Origin of the sequence: Pseudomonas sp. Irchel s3f10 (assembly GCF_900187515.1) — a bacterium.
Taxonomy (GTDB): Bacteria; Pseudomonadota; Gammaproteobacteria; order Pseudomonadales; family Pseudomonadaceae; genus Aquipseudomonas; species Aquipseudomonas tensinigenes.
Map to the genome: position 1 here is coordinate 106169 of NZ_FYDZ01000009.1, position 19255 is coordinate 125423.

Consider the following 19255-nt stretch of genomic DNA (forward strand, 5'->3'; position numbering starts at 1 on the left):
TTGACTCATGACGGGAAGGCTAACCAGCGCCGGCTTTCAGTTGGCTGAGGCGGGGATTACAGTTTTGACAGGTTTAACGCGGCAAACGTCCCGAGATCCATGCACATTCCACCCTCGGACTTCCAGTTGGCAGTGCTCGCTTTGGCTTTGTGTAACAGCGGTAGCCATTCGTGCAGCGCTCCCAGGTTGTTTTTGAAACCTGGAATATGACTGGCGCTCACATACTGCATGAACTCGGGTTGCCCGGCAGCCGAGTAAAAGACGGGTTCATTGGCACCGTCCTCTTCAGCAAAACAGAACTGCTCCCCATCGTGATAGAAGCTGATGAAGTGTGCATTCTGCGGGATATCGCTCCAGCTCTCCCAGCCAAATGCTGGTTGCCCCAGTTCCTTCGACTTTTGCGCCAGAGCCTTTTTGCCTTTGGTGGACATATCGTGAATGTCGACAGTGACAAACCAGCGTTCTGAGCCGAAAGCTTCAGGGTTTTTAATTGCCGCCGCGATCAGCGAGTCAGGCTGGGTGTCTTGCACCTGCCGGATTTTTTGCCGAGCTGCCCAAGCCGCTTCGACACGTTTGAAGTAGTCACTGCCGACATCGATGGTCCGCGCCTCAGACCAGCGTTCACTGAACCAGCGCTTGGCGTCCTGTAACGCCACTGTATCGTCTGTGAGGATGCCGAGTTCGATCCAGTGATTGGCTGCCTGACCCTCAATGCCCAAGCCATTGGCTGACGCATTGGCGCTCCCTGCGATCAATTCGTTTTCGCCAATATAAGCCTTGGCATGGAGTCGGGGGAGGCTGCGAACTTTCTCTGGATGCAGTTGGAGCAGATGTCTTACCACTGCGGGGTTGGTTGCCCCCGCGGACAGATCAAGCAGAATACGGACGTCCCCCTGGCGTTGATCAAGACCCAGTTCCGAAATGGCGCCTTCGCCCCAAAAGGCTACGGCAATATCCAGTGAACCTTTGACTTCGCGCGCCCATTGAGCGAGTTGTTGCTGGTTTTGAATCAATCGTGTCATCAGTACAACTCTGAGAGGGTTAAAAGAAATTCTGCCGGGGTTGTTGACCCTAGAGGCCAAGCCCTTCCTGCACTACCTGCAACAAGTTGTTCTCGGTCAGCGCAATCGCATCCAGCTCCTGACCGGTTTCGACGGTTTGCAACCACCAGTGGCTCTCATGGTGTTCATCAACGGTGCGCAGCAGATAGGTGTTCCTGTCTTCCAGGGTGATTTGCACTCGCCCGGCGCCATCCTCGGTAAACCGTGCGATGGGATCAAATGTCAGGCTTCGATCATTGGCCTCGATCACCAGTTGGTCGATGGCGTAATCGTGAGGCTCACCATCGGGTGAGGTTTCGCAAACGTGGGTCGGATTGCGGCGAATCTTCAACCCAACCTCGGTGACCGGCTGCAGCCACGCCTCGATGCGGTGGTACAAGTCGTACACCTGCGCCGGCCAGCAATCGATCTCCAGCGCGGCATCCGCGTGGGTGTGCCGGGTTTGTTTGAGTTTGGCGGCGAGTTCGTCTGCTTTACTCATTTCGGATCCCTTGGTTTGATGTCTGCCTGTTAATCGTAGACCTTTCAACGGTGTACGGCGTTGCCTTGCGTCATGCGCTTGCAACACAAGCGTGTCGAAATCAGCGCTGGCCAAGTCGGGTCAGGATCGAAAACCACGGACGCAGGCGTCCCAAGGAGCGGGTAGATGAAAAAGCTGTTTACAATTTTGGCAGTGATTGCGCTGACGGCCGGTAGCATCGGTTTGAGTTCGGCGCGCCAATCGCAGTCGAGCAAGGCCCAGGCGGAATCGGTGGCGGGGGTGTTCGATTACTACCTGCTGGCGTTGTCCTGGTCGCCGACCTTTTGTTTGACGCACAAAGATGACTCGCAGTGCACGGGCAAGGGCTACGGCTTCGTGCTGCACGGTTTGTGGCCGCAATACGCCAAGGGTGGCTGGCCGGAATCCTGCCCACCGCTGACCACGCTGAACGCGGCGCAAACCAGCCAGGGCCTGACGCTGTTCCCGACCAAAAAACTGCTCGACCACGAATGGGCCAAGCACGGCACCTGCAGCGGCCTCGGCGCGATGGGTTATCTGGATGAAGCGGACAAAGCCGTGGCGGCGGTGAAAATCCCCGATGAACTGCAACCGTTCAGCAGTTCCTATTACTTCGAAGCTCAGGAAATTGCTGACCTGTTCCGCAAGGCCAACCCGGGGATTCCGGCGGATGGCATCGCGGTCATTTGCAGCGGCCCGGAACTGTCGGAAGTGCGCGTGTGCATGGGCAAGGATTTGCAGTTCGGCGCCTGTGGCAAGGGCGTGAAAACCCAGTGCCGGGCGGGGGATATCCGGGTGCCGCCGTCGCGTTGATCTGACTCGAGGTCGAAAGGACCACACTGACTCTGTGGCGAGGGAGCAAGCTCTCTCGCCACAGGGTTTTCGACAAGCCTGAGCTATCAGGCAAATCCAGCGGCATCCACCCCCAACTCCCCACGCAAAAACTCCACCAGACCGCGCTGCAACCCGCTCAAAACCCCATCACGACTAACCAACGCCAATTCCGTCGGCGCCAGTTCCGGCAGATCCGTACACACCAGATGCTCAGGCAACACCGCCGACATCGGCAGCACCGACACTCCCAACCCTGAGGCCACCGCTGCTTGAATCCCGGTCAGGCTGTGGCTGCCGAACGCGACCCGCCAGGGGCGCTGGGCAACATCGAGCAAACGAATGGCGCGCTGCCGATACAGGCAGCCTTGCGGAAACAACGCCAACGGCAACACGCCAGTGGACGAATCAAACTCCGCACCTTTGACCCACACCAGCCGCTCCGGCCAGGTCGCCCACGCCGGGCCGCTGTCGGGTTCGCGTTTGATCAGGGCGATGTCGATGTCGCCGGCATCCAGACGCTGGCGCAGATCGAGGCTCATGCCGCTGAGGGTTTCCAGCCGCGCTTGCGGATGGCTGCGGGTGAAGCCTGCAAGGATCAGCGCCATGCGCCGCGCGTCGAAGTCTTCCGGCATGCCGATACGCAGGATTTCCAGATCGAGGTCGCTGGCCAAGGCTTCAGTGGCTTCGGCAGACAGCGCGAGCAAACGGCGGGCGTAGTGGATCAGCAGTTCGCCGTGCTCGGTGACGGCGACATTCAGTCCGGTACGGTCGCGCAGCAGCAGGCCGTGGCCGACCAACTCTTCGAGTTTGCGCACCTGCTGGCTGACCGTCGACTGGGTCCGGTGTACGCGCTCGGCGGCGCGGGTGAAGCTGCCTTCGTCGACCACGCAGACAAAGGTTTTCAGCAATTCCAGGTCCAGCATGGCGGTGCTCTCGATAGTGGGTTTTCAACTGACAATCGGCTATTTATTTAATTTCACACTATCACCGAGCGCTCATAAGCTGAAGTCCTCACTACGGAGGATTCGACCAATGACACTCATCCACACCCCGCGCCCGCAGTGGCTGACCTTCGATTGCTACGGCACGTTGATTCAATGGGACGAAGGCCTCAAAGCCGTTGTCGGCGGAATTCTCAGCGAGAAGGGCGAGCATCAGGTCGACGTCGGGCAGCTGATCGAAGTCTATGATCGCCATGAACATCGCCTCGAACAAACGCCGCCGCACCGATCATTCCGCGAGCTCAGCACCCTCGGCCTGCAATTGGCCCTGGAAGAGTTGGGCCTGCCCAGCCTGCCCGAAGACAGCCAGCGTCTGGCCGCCGCGATCCCGAAAATGCCGCCGTTTGCCGAGGTGATCAAGACCCTGCGTGAATTGAAAACCATGGGTTTCAAACTGTGCATCGTCTCCAACACCGACGACGAGATCATTGCCGGCAACGTCGCGCAACTCGGCGGCTATATCGATCGGGTGATCACCGCGCAACAGGCCGGCGCCTACAAACCGGCGCCACGGCTGTTCGACTACGCTCATGAGCAGTTGGGCGTCAGCCGCGCAGAGGTGGTGCACATCTGCGCCAGTCCCATGCTCGACCACACGGCGGCGCGGGACATGGGCTTTCGCTGCGTGTGGATCGATCGCGGCACCGGTCGCCAGTTGCTGGCGGACTATCGCCCCGACGCGATCCTCAACCGCCTCGATCAAGTGTTGCCGCTGTTCAAATCCCTCGGTTGGTAATCACGGAGAATCGTCATGGCTCACACCCTGACCGCCAGTGCGCGGGCCTCACGTCCGACAGCGCTGAACCTCGACACGGAAGCGATCATCACCGCGCGCAGCGAACTGGCGGCGTGCTTTCAACTGGCCGCGCTGCATGGCCTGGAGGAGGGCATCTGCAATCATTTTTCGGCGATGGTGCCGGGGCATGACGATCTGTTTCTGGTCAATCCCTACGGTTATGCGTTTGCCGAAGTGACTGCGCAGAATCTGCTGGTCTGCGACTTCGACGGCAATGTGCTTGAAGGCGAAGGCCAGCCGGAAGCCACGGCGTTTTACATTCATGCGCGTCTGCACAAGCAACTGCCGCGAGTGAAAGTCGCCTTCCACACCCACATGCCTCACGCCACGGCGCTGTGCCTGCTGCAAGGGCCGCCGCTGTTGTGGCTGGGGCAGACCGCGCTGAAGTTCTATGGGCGCACGGCGGTAGACGAGGATTACAACGGTCTGGCGCTGGACGCGTGCGAAGGCGACCGTATCGCCAGTGTCATGGGCGATGCCGACATTCTGTTCCTGAAAAACCACGGCGTGATCGTTGCCGCGCCGACCATCGCCGAAGCCTGGGACGACCTCTATTACCTGGAACGCGCCGCCCAAGTGCAACTGCTGGCGATGGCCACGCAACGGCAATTGAAGCCGGTGCCCCACGCCATTGCGCAACGGGCCTATGAGCAAATGCGCGAGGGCGATGCGCAAAGCGCGCGGGCCCACCTGCACAGTGCGATGCGGCGCCTGGCCCTTCACAACTGACTAACCCGAAAGAGGCAATCGAAAATAAATCTGCGAACAGCGATCATCCAAACTCGTTGCGCGCCGATATACCTGGGCGGGACCGGGGTGTTTGCCCCGTAGATTCCGGTGGGCTACGCTCACAAACATAAGGGTTTTCCCGCTGGCGCCCTTGTCGTACCTGCCCAGGACTTGCTTTTGCCTATCCCTATTCACGACCCGCAACAGGCCCCCGGCACGCTTAAACGCCTGCCGTTACGCAAAGCCGCGGTGCTGTTTATCGTTGCAGTGAGTCTGTGCCTGTCCGGTTTGCTGTACCTGCAACTGGAGCAGTCGCGACGGCAGGATCTGGCGGTAGCGGAGGTGGCTTCGAGCAACCTGACCCGGGCCATGGCGCAGCAGGCCGAGGACACATTCCTCGCCGCCGATCTGGTGATGACCAGCCTGGTCGACTGGATTCAGGACGATGGCTACGGCGCCGCGCAGAAACCGCGTTTGCAGAGAACTTTTGCCCGACGGGTGCAGCAACTCGATCAGTTGCACGGGGTGTTCCTGTTCGATCGCGAAGGCCAATGGGTGATTACCTCGTTTGCCGATCTGCCCCGTGGCAATGGCGTGGCCGACCGCGAGTACTTCAAATTCCACCAGCAGAATGCCTCGACAGTGGCGCACATCGGCCCGGCGATCCGCAGCCGCGAGAACGGCGAGTGGATCATCCCGATTTCCAAGCGCGTCAATGATCACGCCGGCAATTTTCAGGGTGTGCTGCTGGCCGGGATCAAGATGTCGTACTTCGATCGTTTCTTCGAAAGTTTCAGCCTCGATGACCAAGGCATCATGTTTCTCGGTCTGAGCGACGGCACCTTGCTCGCCCGCCGTCCGTTTGTTGAAAACCAGATCGGCACGTCGCTGGCGCAAGGGCGGATTTATCGCACGTTGCTGCCCGAAGCCACGGCCGGCACCGCGATGATCGATTCGGTGGTCGATGGCGTTGTGCGTTTGTACGGCTATCGGCGCTTGGCGGCGTATCCGTTGGTGGTGTCGGCGGCGACGTCGCGCGACACGATTCTCGAGGGTTGGTACGCCCGCGCATTCCAGTCGAGTGTGATTGTCGCCCTGGTGATCCTTGGCGTCGGCCTGTTTGGCTGGGTGTTCATTCACCAGGTGCGCGACGGCGAACGGATCGAAAAAAACCTGCGCAAGGCCCAGCGTACGCTGGAGCAGATCGCCACTCACGACAGCCTGACCGGGTTGGCCAATCGACGTTTGTTCGAGCGCTCGCTGGAGATCGAATTCGCCCGTGGCGCGCGGCAGGTCAGCCCGGTCAGCCTGATCATGCTCGATATCGATTTCTTCAAGCGCTACAACGATGCCTACGGTCATGTCGCCGGCGATCATTGTCTGACTCAGGTCGCACAGGTGCTGCAGACGTGCTGCCAGCGCAAGTCGGATCTGGCGGTACGCTACGGAGGTGAAGAATTTGCGGTGTTGTTGCCGGACACCGACATCAACGGCGCGCTGGCAATTGCCGGGCAGATTCGCCGAAGTGTGATCGACAAGCACATCATCCACAGCGGCTCGCCGACCGGGTATCTGACGGTGAGTCTGGGTTGTTATGCGTTTATCCCGAGCGGCAATGACAGCCTGGAAGTGTTTATCCAGCGTGCGGATGCGGCGTTGTATCAGGCGAAAAATGCCGGACGCAATCGCGCGGCGGTGTTGTCGCTGGATAGCGGTTTGGCCGAATTGATGCGCTCTGATCGCTGAACTACACGTTGTACCCTGTAGGAGTGAGCCTGCTCGCGATGTCGGTGTGTCAGCACACAGTTGCATAACTGACAAACCGCCATCGCGAGCAGGCTCACTCCTACATTGGATAGCGTGCTTATTTGGGATGGCTCTTGTTCGTTCAGCCGCCGGTGCCACCGCCCGCACCGCCAGTCCCGCCACCCGCCGAACCTGTACCGCCGCCAGCCCCGGAACCGGAACCGCTGGCCCCGCCATTGGTGCCAGTCCCGGAACCCATACCCGAAGAACCGCTACCCCCCGAAGGCGCGCCCGGGGTGTTGTCTGGCGGCGTGGTGGTGCTGGTCGGGCCTCCGGATTTGGTGCCGGTGGCGTCAGCGCCATCGTTGGCGGCGAAGCTGGCGGCCGATGCCGTGGCCAGCAGGCCGGCGAGCAATAACGAGGTGAGTTTGCGCGTGATCATGATCCGTCTCCAGAAAGGGCATGTACCTGATATTGGTCTGATGCGCAGAACCCTTGGTGCCGATTGGCTGACGAGTGGTCAGCCGGGAAAACCGAAGTGGCCTCCTGATCTTCTGGAATATTGGCTATTTGCCGAACCCGGTGCGGGGACTAACGTAGCCACACATTCACTTGCTGCCCGGAGCCACCATGCAACCTCGTACCGATTTCTACACCGCCTCCCCAGACGCACTGAAAGCGATGATCGCCTTGGAAACCGCGGTGTCCAAACTGCCGCTGGAAAAAAACCTGATCGAACTGGTCAAGCTGCGCGCTTCGCAAATCAATGGCTGCGCGTTCTGCATCGACATGCACACCACCGATGCGATCAAAGGTGGTGAAACCCCGCGGCGCCTGTTCGCCGTCACCGCCTGGCGTGAAGCGCCGTTCTTCAACGACCGCGAACGCGCCGCGCTGTTGTGGACTGAATCGCTGACCCAACTGAGCCTGACCCATGCCCCGGATGAAGATTACGACGTGGTCGCGGCCCAGTTCACCCCGAAAGAAATGGTCGACCTGACCGTAGCAATCAACACAATCAACAGCTGGAACCGTCTGGCGGTGGGCTTCCGCAAAATCCCACAGGCTTAAGCTGCCCACAATCCCTTGTAGGAGCTGCCGAAGGCTGCGATCTTTTGACTTTGCTTTTAAAAGACAAGATCAAAAGATCGCAGCCTTCGGCAGCTCCTACAGGGGCCGGGAAAACTTCAGAAAGCTGGATCAATGCCCATCCGCACTCGGCGCTGCCGGTGGTTGCACCTTGCGCATCAAGGGCACCATCGCCGTGGCGATGACGAAGCACACGCCGATCATCAAAAAGGTGTCACCGTAGGTCTGCGTTTGCGCCTCGCGGTAAGTCAGCAGCCACAGCTGGCGCAGGCTGGCGGTGACGCCGACGTCGCCGCTCTGGCCCAGACTCGCCAGATTGCCGCCGACCTGCGACAGCCACTGATTCATCGCCTCATTGCTGCTGTTCAGATGCTCGGCCAGCCGCGTGAAGTGCAGGTTGGTGCGGTCATTGAGAATGGTCGCGCACGCCGCAATACCAATCGCCCCGCCGAGATTGCGCATCAGATTGAACAACCCCGACGCATGCTTCAAACGTGCTGGCGCCAACCCACCCAAGGTCAACGTCACCGCTGGCGGTACGGCCAGTTGCTGGGCAATCCCGCGCAACGCTTGCGGCAGCATCAACTCGCCGGCACCCCAGTCGTGGGTGATCGGGCTGAACTCCCACATCGACACCGCGAACAAGCCGAGACCGATCATCATGATCCAGCGCAGGTCCATGCGATTGGCCAGAAAGGCATACAGCGGAATCGCCATGATCTGGAACACGCCGGTGGAGAAAACCGCCAGACCAATGTCCAGCGCGCTGTAGCCGCGCACCCGGCCGAGGAACAGTGGCGTCAGGTAGATCGTCGCGAACAGACCAATGCCGGTGACGAACGAAAAGAAGCAACCGAGGGCGAAATTGCGATCTTTCAAAGCACGCAGATCGACGATCGGATTGGCCACGTGCAAGGTGCGACCAATGAAGGCCAATCCTGCCAAACCACTGATCCACGCCGTGGTCAGAATGGTCTGATCGCTGAACCAGTTCCAGCGCGGGCCTTCTTCGAGGGTGTATTCCAGGCAGCCGAGAAACAGCGCGAGAAACACCATGCTCAGATAGTCCGCGCCTTTGAGCAGGGACAATTCCGGCTGGTCGATCTTCACCAGCATCGGCACTGCCACGGCAACGAAAATCCCCGGCACCAGGTTGATATAGAACAGCCAGTGCCACGAGGAAATATCAGTGATCCAGCCGCCAATCACCGGCCCCAATGTCGGTGCCAGTGACGCGACCGCACCGATGGTCGCGGCGGCGATTACCCGTTGTTTGCCGGTGAAGAAAAAGAACGCCGTGGTGAACACCAGCGGGATCATCGAGCCACCGAGAAAACCTTGCAGCGCGCGAAAGGCAATCATGCTCTGGATGTTCCAGGTGATGCCGCAGAGCAAACTCGCCAAGGTAAAACCGACCGCCGAAGCGCAGAACAACCAGCGTGTCGAGAACACTCGCGACAGCCAGCCCGACAGCGGAATTACGATGATTTCGGCGATCAGGTAACTGGTCTGCACCCACGCGGTTTCATCGGTGCCGGCGGACAGTCCGCCGCCGATGTCGCGCAGCGACGCCGAGACGATCTGGATATCCAGCAGCGCGATGAACATGCCGATGCACATGGTCGCAAAGGCGAATACTTTGGTCGCGGTCGCCATGTCCGCCGCGTTGAACGGTTGCGCCGGGGCGGCGAGGGTGGTGCTCATGGCGCGACGGCCACGGCGCTGGTTTCCGGTTGCGCGCGGGTGTCGACTTCCGCCGTCACCGACAGCCCCGGGCGCAAGTGACCGAGCACGCCGTCAGCCGGGTCGAGGAGAATCCGTACTGGCACGCGCTGGACGATTTTGGTGAAGTTGCCAGTGGCGTTTTCCGGCGGCAGCACACTGAATTGCGAGCCAGTGGCGGGGGCGAGGCTGTCGAGGCGACCGTGGAATTCCTGACCGGCGAGCACGTCGGCGCGGATACTCACGCGTTGCCCGGGTTTCATCCGCGCCAACTGGTCTTCCTTGAAATTGGCATCGACCCACAAGCCGCTGGCCGGTACCACCGACAACTGTTGTGAACCGGCCTGCGCATAGGCGCCGACTCGAGCGCGGCGGTTGCCAATGACGCCGTCGACCGGCGCGCGCAGTTCGGTATAGCCGACATTCAACTGCGCCAGATCACGTTCGGCGCGGGCTTGCTGGAGGGCGGCGCGGGCCTGTTGTTTCTGGGTGTCGATCACCGCCAGTTGGCGTTGCGCGGCAAGCAGTTCGGCTTGGGCGCGGGCGCTCAAGGCTTGTGCAGTTTTGAAGGTGGCGTCGGCGCGTTGTGCGCTTTCTACCGACACCGCGTTGGTGGTCACCAGGCGTTTGTAGCGCGCGTTGTCATCCCGCGAGCGCGCGGTTTCTGCGCCGGCTGCGTCGATGCCGGCGCGGGCCTGGCCGATCACCGCTTGCTGCAGTTGTTCGGTGGCGTCGAGGTTGGCCAGCAGCGCTTCTTCGGCGGCGACGGCGCCTTCAGCTTTGGCCAGATTGGCGCGATAGTCGCGGGCGTCGAGGCGAATCAACACGTCGCCAGCCTTGACGTGCTGGTTGTCGCTGACCAGCACTTCGTCGATGTAACCGGCGACTTTCGGCCCGATCACCGTGACATCGCCACCAATATAGGCATCGTCGGTTTCTTCGAGAAAACGCCCGGCGCCCCACCAGTGCACGGCGTACACACCAGCGAAGATCAGCGCGAGCAAACCCGCGCCGGGAAGCAGCAAGCGTTTAAGCAGGGGCGGCTTGGTCTTCACCACAAAAGGTTCGAGGGTGGGCATGCTGGTCATGGCGAATTACCTGCGTAAACGGGTCGTTATTACGGCTGTAATATGACGCAGGTAATATTTAGTCGCAAATGATTTTTGGCGCCGATCGTCAGTTGTTCACTTGAGCCAGTGGCCCGGTGTACTGCCGGTCATGGATTTGAAGAAGGCGATGAAGGCGCTGTCGCTGGCAAAACCCGTTTCGAAAGCGCAGTAACTCAGGCTGCGTCCGGTGGCGAGCAATTCCATCGCGCGCATCAAGCGCCACTGCTGGCGCCATTGCTGGTAACTCATGCCGGTTTCGCGCTGGAAGATCCGCCCGATGGTGCGGCTGCTGGCGCCGATCTGCTGCTCCAGCACTTGCAGCTCCGGAGGCAGGCGTTCGGGCGTTTTCAGCAGTGGTGCCAAGCGTTTGTCCTGAGGTAACGGCAACAGCATCGGTTGCTGCGCCGCGTCAGCGATTTCGCTCAGGCACAGGCCGAGCAAGTGAGCAAATTTGCCTTGCTGCCAATCGCTGGCGAAATCCGCCAGCGCCATCGGTTCCAGCACCGCACGCAACAACGGGCTGACTTCAATCACGCAGACCTGCTGCGGCAGTGCGGCGCACAGTTCAGGGATCAAGTAGATGGAGCGGTAATCGACACTCTGCTGCATCACCGCGCGATGGCTGACCCCCGGCGGAATCCACGCAGCCCGCGACGGCGGCAGCAGACACAATTGCTGCGCCAAGGTAATCCGTGTACAGCCTTGTCGCGTGTACAGCAGTTGCCCGCGTTGATGACGGTGCAAACCGGAGTCGTGATCGCCCAGGGTCGAGGCGATACCGATTACCGGCGCCTGAAAGCGATCAGCGTCAAAGGTTGCGTGGGCGTCGAGCCAGGCCATGGGTTGTCCGATTTCAGCGATTAGTTGGCAGGGTTCGGATAATACGCCACTCCTTGATTCTTAAACTCCTCGGCGGTTTATGAGAGGAGTGATGAAGGATGCACAACAGAAATTTCTTGCTGCTGGCGATCGCGCTGCTGATGTTTCCGCAGATCGCGCAAACCCTGTACAGCCCGGCGCTCGGTGATATCGGGCGTGTGTTTAACGTTGGCCCGCAAGCCGCCGCGCAGACGTTGTCGGTGTATTTCCTCGCGTTTGCTGTCGGGGTGGTGGTGTGGGGGCGTTTGTGTGATCGCATCGGTCGGCGCCCGGCAATGCTCGCGGGACTGGCCATCTATGCGATTGCCACGCTTTTAGGCCTGCGGGTCAGCAGTTTCAACGGCTTGTTGCTGGTGCAGATGTTGGCGGCGTTCGGTGCTGCGGTGGGCTCGGTGGTCACGCAAACCGTGTTGCGCGACCGCTTCAAAGGCGCCGAACTGGCCCAGGTGTTTTCGTTGGTGGGCATCGCGCTGGCGGCCAGTCCGGCGATTGGCTTGTTCAGCGGCGCCAGTCTGGTTCAGGTTTTCGGTTATCGCGGTGTGCTTGGCGCGTTGCTGTTGCTGGCAACGCTGTTGTGGCTGTGGAGTTGGTACAACCTGGAGGAAACCCGGACAGCGCCAACCGGCCATGTCGGTTTGTTCGAAACCCTCGGGCGCATGTTGCGTGACTCGGGAATCTGGCGCTCGGCGCTGTGGATCGCGTCATTCAACGTGGCGTTGTTCAGTTATTACAGCCTCGCTCCGTTCATGTTTCAGCGGCTGGAGGTGGACGCCAGTGTGTTCGGTTACAGCGGTGTGATCCTCGCGCTGGGTTCAGGTTTTGGAGCATGGCTCAACCGGCGTTTACTGACGGCCGGGTTCAAGGCATTGCAGTTGATTCGCCTCGCGGGTGGTATCGCGTTGCTCGGTGGTGTGGGCGTGTGGGCGCTGCAGAACAGTGTCGCGTTCGTCCTGCCGATGTTGCTGGTGGTGTTGGCGTTTGGCTTGGCGATCCCCAACGTTCTCGGTTCGGCACTGGCCGATTACGCTGATCGATTGGGCACCGCCGGGGCGTTGTTGGGTTTGATGTATTACCTGCTGATCGGCACAGGGCTGATGCTCGCCGGCTGGTTTCAAGCCCTCGGGGAAACCCTGATAGCGTGCAGTGCCGTGGCCTTGCTGCTGACAATAAAGCCAGGCAAAGCAATTGTTTAAGAAATGTAAGCGCTGTAGGAAGCGTCTTGCATTTGTGTAGGAGGGCTCCGACTATCACGATCATTGATGACATGGCATTACGCCATTTTATGATCGCAAGGATGTTGCGTGCCGTTTCCGTTTCGCGCTGTTTTTCGCCGTCGTTCCCCGCTTTGCCCGCTGCTGTCGGCCTTTGTGTTGAGTGTCTGTGCCTCCTCGATTGAAGCCGCCGAACCTGTCGCGCCGGGCCAGGAAGTGCTGCGCCAGCAGCAACAGCAACAGCGCGATCTGCAACAACTGCAACTTGAACAGAGAAAACGGCAATTGGAGCGTGGCGCGTTCGGCCCGACGTCGATCACCCCGGCCATCCCGCAGACCGTTGCCCCCGATGAACGTTGCTGGCCTTTGAGCGGCGCGCGCATCGGCGGCGTCACGCTGATCGACAGCGACAAGCTCAATGCGCGGATCAAACCGCTACTTGCGCCATGCATGGGCGTCGGCCAGATCAACCATCTGCTGACGACCATCACCGCGAGCTATGTCGACAAGGGCTACATCGCCAGCCGCCCGTATCTGCTCAGCGCACCGGCAGCGGGGCAGTCGCTGGATATCCGCGTTGACGAAGGCTACATCGAGTCCATTGAACTGGCCGATCAAAGTCTGCCGGTTTCCCTCGGCGGCGCGTTTCCGAACATGCTCGGCGAGCCGCTGAACCTGCGCGATCTGGAGCAGGGACTCGATCAACTCAATCGCTTGCGTTCGATCGATCTCACCGCCGATATCGCTCCCGGCAGCCAGCCCGGCGCCTCGCGGATCATTCTGCGTTCGCGCACCTCGGCGCATTCGCGCTGGGCCTTGAACGCGGGGATCGACAACCTCGGCAGCGCCAGTACCGGACGCGATCGCGACACCGTCAGCCTCAGTCTCGACAGCCCACTGCAACTCAACGATTTGTTGAGCCTCAGCGCCAGCGACACCCTCAATCAGGGCGACCGCTACAACCGCAATGCCAGCCTGTATTACGCGATCCCTTACGGCTACTGGACCTACAGCGTGTTCGCCAGCCACGCCGAATACCGCGCGCCCTTCAAACTGCCGAGCGTGACTTTTCACAACACCGGCATCACCGATCAGGTCAGCCTGCGCGCCGACCGTGTGTTGTGGCGCGACCAGAGCCGTCAGCTCAGCGCCAACCTGCAACTGGCGCACAAGGATGTCGACAGCTATCTGCAAGACGTTCGCCTCGGTATTCAGAGCCCGACGCTGACCGTGGCCGAGGCTGGACTCAATCTGTTCTGGCTCGACCGCGCGGTGTGGAACCTCGACGTCAATTACGCCCAGGGCCTGCGCTGGTTTGGCGCCGACGATGACTCGCAGCAGCAGATCAACAACCTGCCCAAAGCGCAGTTCCGCAAGTACCGCGCCGGCCTCAGCCAATGGCGTAACGGTCAGTTCGGCGCGCAGGCCTGGCAGTGGCAGAGCCAGCTCAATGTGCAGTACAGCCCGGATCCGCTGCCGGCGATCGAACAGTTGCTCGGCACCGACGATTCGGCGGTGCGCGGCTACCGGGTCAGCAGCGCTTCCGGCGCCAGCGGCGCGATCTGGCGCAACACTTTGCGCCTGCCTTTGCGCAGTGAGTGGCCGCTGCAGATCACCCCGCGCGTAGGCCTCGACCACGGCTGGATCAAGGCCGATCACGGCGCGCAGGGCCAACGCCTGAGTGGTGCCAATGTCGGTCTGAATCTGGGTTGGAAGAACCTGCAAGTGGACGTCGATTACCAACGCGCGCTCAACACGCCGAACGGTCTGCAGCACGAGCCTGAAACCTGGCTGATGCGAGTCGGCCTGCAAATCTGAACAACGCAGTGAACAAACAGCCGTCGGATCTGAGCGCGTCAGCCACGGCCAAGACTAAACGCGCAACGTGATGCCGTACTCACATGGAGACGTTTTTATGCCAGCACACACCTTTGCATTTCATCTTTCCCCTCGGGGCAAATTGCGCTGGGCGATTGCCAGCCTGTTCTTCGCCGTGCACCTGCCGAGCGCGCTCGCCGGCGGCGTCGTGGTCGCACCGGGACCCGGCGGCACCGCGCAATTGCAGACCCAGGGCGGTGTGCCCATCGTCAACATCGTCGCGCCCAACGGTTCGGGCCTGTCGCACAACCAGTTCCTCGACTACAACGTCGACCGTCAGGGCCTGGTGCTGAACAACGCCTTGCAGGCCGGGCAATCGCAACTGGCCGGGCAACTGGCGGCCAACCCGCAACTGCAAGGCCAGGCGGCGAGCGTGATCCTCAACGAAGTGATCAGTCGCAACCCGTCCGCCATCAACGGCGCGCAGGAAATCTTCGGCCGGCCCGCCGATTACGTGTTGGCCAACCCCAACGGCATCTCGGTCAATGGCGGCAGTTTCATCAACACGCCGAACGCCAATCTGGTCGTCGGTCGTCCGGAATTGAATGACGGCAAACTGCAAAGTCTGAACAGCCGCGACGCCAGCGGTCAGTTGCAGATTCACAGCGGCGGCCTGCGCAACGGTGAGGGCTCGATCAATTTGATTGCGCCGCGTATCGACAGCCAGGGCGCGATCACTGCGCGCGATCAATTGAACCTCACGGTCGGGCGCAATCAGGTTGAATACGCCAGCGGTCAGGTGAAAACAGTCGACCCTGCCGGCAACACCGGCGATCAACGCATTGATGCCAGCCTGTTCGGCGCGATGCAGGCCGGGCGCATCAATATTGTCAGCACCGCCGAAGGCGCAGGCGTGCGGGTGGGCGCGGTGCAAGTGGCCGGGCGTGACGGCGTGCAGATTCGTTCCGCCGGTGATTTGAGTGTCAGCGGTGAAGCCGTGGCCAACAGCCTCGACGTGACCCGCGCCGGTATTCGCAGCAGTCAGGGCGATGTCGCTTTGCACAGCGGCAAGGACCTGACGTTGGCGGCTACCGATGTCAGCGCTCGCGACGTCGCCGTTGACGCGAAACGCAACCTGACCCTGTCCACGGTCGAAAGCCGCAAGCTTCAGGAAAAGCGTGAAAACTGGAACAACAGCACCATCGGCATCACTTGGGAAACCTACGACCGCACCCAGACCGACAGCGAATCGCGGCAGCATGGCAGCCAGATTATCGCCAGTCGCGACGCCAAGTTGTCGTCCGGCAAAGACACCGAGCTGAAAGCCGCCAAAGTCGAAGCGGCGAACAATCTCGACGTGCACAGCGGCGGCGATCTGCGCCTGACCGCCGCCACCGAAAGCCACACCCAGACCGATCAAGGCAACCATCGCAAGCACCTGTGGAAAGCCGATTGGAACAGCAGCAGCGAAGAGCAGCGCAGCGTCACCAGCCAGTTGAAGGCCGGTAACATCGCCCTGCAAACCGCCGCGCTGTTGCGCTCCGAAGGCGCTGAATTGAGCAGCGCCGGCGACATGCAACTGGCCGGTAAACAGGTGGAAATCAGCACCGCCACACGGACCCATCGCAGCAGCGACAACCGTTACTCCGGTGACTTGGTTGGCGGTGGTTTCTTTGGCAAGACCGGCGATGCCGACAAGGGCAAGACCCAGCATCAGGGCAGCAAGGTCAACGCCAGCGGCAAACTGATCGTCAAGGCTGACGATGTGCGCATCAGCGGCAGTCAGGTGCGTGGCGGCAGTGACGCCAGCGTGATCAGCGACAAAGGATCGCTGGTGATCGATGGCGTGCAGGACACCTCGCACAGCAACAACCACGACAAGGACAGCAAGTTCTTCGGCATCAGCAAGGACGAGTCGCGGCAGAACAGCAAAGACAGCAGCACCGTGCGCAGCGAACTGGTATCCGACAGCAACCTCAAGCTCAAAAGCGCCAAGGACATCAAAGTGGCGGGTTCGACGGTCAAGGCTGACGGGGCGCTGACGGCCGACGCGGCGGGCGACGTCAATGTGCATGCTGCGCAGAATACTCACGACAGCACTGACACCACGCAAACCCGTGGCTTCGATGCTTATGCGAAAGAGCAAACGCCGGAGCAGTATCGCGCCGGGATTCACTACCAAGACAAACAACAAACCGTCACCCGCAACGATGTTACCCAGCAAGGCTCCAGCCTCAGCGGCGGCAGTGTGCAGGTGAGGGCGGGCGGTGACGTCACGCTCAAAGGCGCGCAAGTGAACTCCACCGCTGGCGACACGACGTTGAGCGGCAAAAACGTCTCGTTGCTGGCCGAAGCAGACAGCCACAAAACCTCTTCCGATACGTCCAGCACCGGCGGCGGTTTCTACTACACCGGCGGCCTCGACCGTGCCGGCAGTGGCGTCGATTTCGCCCGCAGCACGGCGCAGGATTCGACCAGCAAAACCACCGCACAAACCAGCAGCGTACAGAGCAGCGGCAGCCTGACGATCAATGCCGACAAACTCGCCACCGAAGGCGCGCAACTCAAGGCAGGCAACGGTCTGAACGTCGCCGCCAACGAGATCGACAATCGCGCGGCCAGCAACAGCGAAAGCAGCACGCACAACGACAGCAATTGGTCGGCGGACATCGGCGCCAACGTCGAGTACAAGGACATCGCCCGGCCGATCGCGGGCGCAGTCAAAGACGTGCTCAACGGCAAGGTGCCGGACAAGGACTCGCTGGCCAATCTCGGTCAGCCGAATGTCGGAATCGACGTTGCAATCGGTCATGGCAGCGCCAGCAAAACCGAGCAAAACAACAACGCTGTGGTCAGTCGTTTTGATGGCGGCACTGTTGATGTGAAAACCACGGGCACGCTGCACGACCAAGGCACGCAATACAACGCCAGCGCCGGCCAAGTGAACATCAGCGCTGACCGACTGCTTGCCGATGCCGCCAGCAACACACACAACAGCAGCGCTAACGCGGTGGATGCCAAGGTTGATGTGCGCGTCTACACCAAGACCGGCGAAGACGTGAACGTCGCCGGCAGTGGCGCAGGTGGCAGCAGTGCGTCGAGCAAGAACAGCTCCACCGCTGTTGTCGGCGCTTATGCCGGCAGCCAGGGTGTGAATATCAAGGTCGGCGGCGATGCGCAGTTCGAAGGCAGCCGTTTCGACGGCGGGCAGGGCGGTGTGAATATCAAGACTGGCGGTGATCTGGCGCTGAATCAGGCCAACGACCGGCAGACCAGTAATGACAGCAGCCTGCGCGGCAACGCCTCGCTGGCGGTCGGCACCTTGCCGGGAACCGATGGCACCAACGTCGACGTCGGCGCCGGTTTCCAGCTCGATCACACAGGCAAGCAAACCACTGACACCCAGGCCCATGTGGCAAGCATCACCAGCAACGGTCCGGTGCAGTTGAGCAGCGGCGGCAATCAGGTGCAGCAAGGCGCGAAAGTCGACAGCGCTGGCGCCATTGATCTGCACGCTGACGGCAAGCTCGATCTGCAAGCGGCCACCGACACTCACACCGCCACCGGCAGCAACCTCGGCGGCGGCTTGAAGGGCGGCGGCAGCAAAACCAGCAGCGAGAAGAGCCGTGATCAGGGCGGCAATCTGAGTGGCAACTTCAATATCGGTCGGGTTAACGAGGATTCGAAAACCCTCAGCGGTGGCCAGCTCAACAGCCAGAGCGGCGTCGCGTTGAGCGGTGATTCGATTCATCTGCAGGGCACGCAAGTCAGCGCACCGAACGTCAACATCGACGCGCAGAAGGGCGGTTATGTGCAGGAGTCGGCGCAGTCCACCGACAACCGCAACAACTGGAACGTGGCGCTGAATGCTGGCGGCAACCTGAGCAGCAAAACCCCGACCGCCGCTGATGAGAAGGCCAGCGGCGATCACGGCTTCAACGCCGGAGCCAAAGTCGGTGTGGATTACCTGCAACGCAGCACCCAGCAGAACAGCCAGATCAAGGCTGACAGCGTGATGTTGAACAGTGCCGGTGATGCACAACTGGCGGGTGCGCGGATCGACGCGAAAACTGTCAGCGGCAAGGTCGCGGGTGATCTGAGCGTTGAAAGCCGTCAGGACTCGAGTAATCACGCCAAGATCGATGTCGATCTGGGCCTGACCGCGAAGAAAAATCCACCGAGCGACAAGGAGAAACTCGCCGGCACCGACTACAAACCGACGCTGAAAGCGCAGGGTGAGTACGCGCACAAGGACAGCGTTGCGCAGGCGTCCGGTATCAGTGCCAGCCAAGGCTTGAACCTCGCGGTCGACGGCGCAACACAACTGAGCGGCGCGCGGATTTCGGCGGCGCAAGGGAAGGTCGATCTGGGTGGTTCGAAGGTCAGCAGCACTGATCTGAGCAACCGTGACTACGGTGTGAAAGCGGGCCTTGAACTGCCGCATAAAGCCGAGGAAAACGCACCGAAGATTTCCCTGGAAAACGGCAATCTGAAAGTCGGTCCGGTCACCCTCAGCGGGCATCTGGACACCCAGACCCTGCAAGGCGGGATCGACGAAAAAGGCTGATCCAATGGCCAACGGTGGATGCACTTGAACCTGCATCCACCACCCAACCCTGTGGGAGCGAGCCTGCTCGCGAAAGCGTCCATCCAGTCAATGAAATAAGTGACTAGTTTATATTTTTTATTTCGAATTGATCTGTAAACCTGTTATTTCTGACAGTTACCGAATCGAGAGCGTTGTTTTTTAATTAGCTTGGT

Annotated in this window: 15 protein-coding genes; 8 read left to right on the plus strand and 7 right to left on the minus strand. The window is 60.7% G+C overall.

Annotated features, from left to right (window positions below; translation table 11 throughout):
* Positions 1–56: 56 nt before the first annotated feature.
* Both CKW17_RS19560 and CKW17_RS19565 read right to left on the minus strand, forming a co-directional pair.
* Positions 57–1022, minus strand: coding sequence for a phospholipase D family protein (locus CKW17_RS19560; protein ID WP_095121096.1), 966 nt, complete (start codon positions 1020–1022; stop codon positions 57–59).
* A gap of 49 nt (positions 1023–1071) precedes the next feature.
* On the minus strand, positions 1072–1542 hold the full coding sequence (locus CKW17_RS19565) for a hypothetical protein (RefSeq protein ID WP_095121097.1): 471 nt from the start codon (positions 1540–1542) through the stop codon (positions 1072–1074).
* Between the two features lie 165 nt (positions 1543–1707).
* Between CKW17_RS19565 and CKW17_RS19570 the strand changes: the two genes are divergently transcribed.
* The gene (locus CKW17_RS19570) at positions 1708–2373 is read left to right on the plus strand and encodes a ribonuclease T2 (protein ID WP_095121098.1); all 666 of its coding nucleotides are present in this window, start codon (positions 1708–1710) and stop codon (positions 2371–2373) included.
* 86 nt (positions 2374–2459) lie between these two features.
* Here the strand turns inward: CKW17_RS19570 and CKW17_RS19575 are convergent, their stop codons facing one another.
* On the minus strand, positions 2460–3317 hold the full coding sequence (locus tag CKW17_RS19575; RefSeq protein ID WP_095121099.1) for a LysR substrate-binding domain-containing protein: 858 nt from the start codon (positions 3315–3317) through the stop codon (positions 2460–2462).
* Positions 3318–3426: 109 nt separating this feature from the next.
* Between CKW17_RS19575 and CKW17_RS19580 the strand changes: the two genes are divergently transcribed.
* The 3 genes from CKW17_RS19580 to CKW17_RS19590 all read left to right on the plus strand — a co-directional run bounded on the left by CKW17_RS19580 (position 3427) and on the right by CKW17_RS19590 (position 6666).
* Entirely contained in the window at positions 3427–4131 is a 705-nt protein-coding gene (locus tag CKW17_RS19580; RefSeq protein WP_095121100.1) for a haloacid dehalogenase type II, read from the plus strand.
* A 15-nt stretch (positions 4132–4146) separates the two neighbouring features.
* Positions 4147–4920, plus strand: coding sequence for an aldolase (locus CKW17_RS19585; protein WP_095121101.1), 774 nt, complete (start codon positions 4147–4149; stop codon positions 4918–4920).
* 177 nt (positions 4921–5097) lie between these two features.
* Positions 5098–6666 carry a diguanylate cyclase gene (locus CKW17_RS19590; RefSeq protein WP_095121102.1) on the plus strand — a complete coding sequence of 523 codons (1569 nt, stop codon included), beginning with the start codon at positions 5098–5100 and terminating at the stop codon, positions 6664–6666.
* A 142-nt stretch (positions 6667–6808) separates the two neighbouring features.
* Here the strand turns inward: CKW17_RS19590 and CKW17_RS19595 are convergent, their stop codons facing one another.
* Complete coding sequence (locus CKW17_RS19595) at positions 6809–7108, minus strand: hypothetical protein (protein ID WP_077573787.1); 300 nt, start codon at positions 7106–7108, stop codon at positions 6809–6811.
* A gap of 188 nt (positions 7109–7296) precedes the next feature.
* Between CKW17_RS19595 and CKW17_RS19600 the strand changes: the two genes are divergently transcribed.
* The gene (locus tag CKW17_RS19600) at positions 7297–7737 is read left to right on the plus strand and encodes a carboxymuconolactone decarboxylase family protein (protein WP_095121103.1); all 441 of its coding nucleotides are present in this window, start codon (positions 7297–7299) and stop codon (positions 7735–7737) included.
* A gap of 129 nt (positions 7738–7866) precedes the next feature.
* On the opposite strand, the gene CKW17_RS19605 is transcribed toward CKW17_RS19600, so the two are convergent.
* From CKW17_RS19605 to CKW17_RS19615, 3 genes are all read right to left on the minus strand, one after another.
* Positions 7867–9459, minus strand: a complete 1593-nt coding sequence (locus CKW17_RS19605) for a DHA2 family efflux MFS transporter permease subunit (RefSeq protein WP_095121104.1) — start codon at positions 9457–9459, stop codon at positions 7867–7869.
* Positions 9456–10565 carry an HlyD family secretion protein gene (locus tag CKW17_RS19610; RefSeq protein WP_095121105.1) on the minus strand — a complete coding sequence of 370 codons (1110 nt, stop codon included), beginning with the start codon at positions 10563–10565 and terminating at the stop codon, positions 9456–9458. Before CKW17_RS19610 ends, CKW17_RS19605 begins: the two co-directional genes overlap by 4 nt.
* 96 nt (positions 10566–10661) lie before the next feature.
* The gene (locus CKW17_RS19615) at positions 10662–11426 is read right to left on the minus strand and encodes a helix-turn-helix transcriptional regulator (RefSeq protein ID WP_095121106.1); all 765 of its coding nucleotides are present in this window, start codon (positions 11424–11426) and stop codon (positions 10662–10664) included.
* A gap of 98 nt (positions 11427–11524) precedes the next feature.
* Between CKW17_RS19615 and CKW17_RS19620 the strand changes: the two genes are divergently transcribed.
* The 3 genes from CKW17_RS19620 to CKW17_RS19630 all read left to right on the plus strand — a co-directional run bounded on the left by CKW17_RS19620 (position 11525) and on the right by CKW17_RS19630 (position 19061).
* Entirely contained in the window at positions 11525–12658 is a 1134-nt protein-coding gene (locus tag CKW17_RS19620) for an MFS transporter (RefSeq protein WP_095121107.1), read from the plus strand.
* Between the two features lie 108 nt (positions 12659–12766).
* A complete protein-coding gene (locus tag CKW17_RS19625; protein WP_095121108.1) occupies positions 12767–14494 on the plus strand; it encodes a ShlB/FhaC/HecB family hemolysin secretion/activation protein in 1728 nt (575 codons plus the stop codon).
* Positions 14495–14591: 97 nt separating this feature from the next.
* Complete coding sequence (locus CKW17_RS19630) at positions 14592–19061, plus strand: hemagglutinin repeat-containing protein (protein WP_095121109.1); 4470 nt, start codon at positions 14592–14594, stop codon at positions 19059–19061.
* Positions 19062–19255: the final 194 nt, after the last annotated feature.